This is a genomic window from Polaromonas sp. P1_G4 (genome assembly GCF_056405475.1).
In genome coordinates this window covers 1-1,296 of the sequence record NZ_JBFUCA010000812.1, presented here as the reverse complement: position 1 = coordinate 1,296, position 1,296 = coordinate 1, and the positions used below count along the sequence as shown (strand labels likewise).

The following is a 1,296-nucleotide window of genomic DNA, read 5'->3' as shown; positions in this document are numbered from 1 at the left end:
GCCTCAGGCAGGGCCGACAGCAGCATCCGCCCCATCGACGTGCAGTAAGCCGGCAGGCGCGAGCCCACGCCCAGGCTGATGCTCATGATCTTGTGCGTCGGCACACGCAGCACGTAGACGATGTCCGTGCCGTCCAGAGCCGCGGCCGAACACGACTCCTTGACCTCCGCGACCAGCGCTTCCATCACCGGCTCAGCCAGGTTCCAGATCGGCATGGAGGACAGATAGGCAAAGCCCAGATCCAGGATGCGCGGCGTGAGGCTGAACAGCTTGCCGTCGTTGTGCACGTAGCCTAGCGTCTCCAGCGTCAGCAAAATGCGGCGCGCGCCCGCACGGCTCAAGCCACTGCGACCGGCCACTTCAGTCAGTGTTTGCCGCGGTGCTTCAGTGCTGAACGAGCGTATAACCTCCAGCCCGCGCGCAAACGACTGGACGTAGGCGTCTCCGGGCTTCGGGCCGGTACTGGACGTGGATGCAGCGTTTGCCATGGTGATCAAAATCTCCTAGAATTCATTATACGAACTCTTGTTCTTATGTCGAACAATATTTAAGCGGTGGCTCAATGATTTCTGCAAGCCGCCCGCAGCTGGAGACTTTGGAATGATCAACAAAATTGCCGCCTCCGTCGCCGACGCGCTGGCGGATGTGAAAGACGGCTCAACCGTGCTGATTGGCGGCTTCGGCACTGCCGGCATCCCCAATGAGCTGATCGACGGCCTGATAGAGCAGGGCGCCAAAGACCTGACGGTAGTGAACAACAACGCCGGCAATGCCGAAACGGGCCTGGCGGCGCTGCTCAAGGCCGGGCGCGTGCGCAAGATCATCTGCAGCTTTCCGCGCCAGGCTGACAGCCAGGTGTTTGACGGCCTGTACCGCAGCGGCAAGCTCGAGCTCGAACTCGTGCCGCAAGGCAACCTGGCCGAGCGCATACGCGCCGCGGGCGCCGGCATAGGCGCCTTCTTCTGCCCCACGGGTTATGGCACCGAGCTGGCGCGCAACGCCGACGGCAGCGCCAAGGAAACCCGCGAAATCAACGGCAAGCAATACGTGCTTGAGATGCCTATCCGCGGTGACGTGGCCCTTATCAAGGCTGAGCGCGGCGACCGTTGGGGCAACCTCACCTACCGCATGGCCGCACGCAACTTTGGCCCGGTAATGGCGACCGCGTCGGAAAAGACGATTGCCACCGTGCACGAGATCGTCGAGCTCGGCGCGCTGGACCCCGAAGCCGTTGTGACCCCGGGCATCTTTGTCCATCACATCGTGAAGATTCAACGCACCGCCACGCAAGCAGGC

The 1,296-nt window shown here is 62.5% G+C and carries 2 protein-coding genes; one reads left to right on the top strand and one right to left on the bottom strand.

What is annotated here, in order from left to right; genetic code table 11:
• Positions 1-488: IclR family transcriptional regulator domain-containing protein (locus tag AC1D1X_RS23590; RefSeq protein ID WP_477699385.1), on the bottom strand; the 488-nt coding region annotated here is incomplete at its 3' end.
• A gap of 112 nt (positions 489-600) precedes the next feature.
• On the opposite strand from AC1D1X_RS23590, the gene AC1D1X_RS23585 reads away from it, so the two are divergent.
• Positions 601-1,296: 3-oxoacid CoA-transferase subunit A (locus AC1D1X_RS23585; protein ID WP_477699384.1), on the top strand; the 696-nt coding region annotated here is incomplete at its 3' end.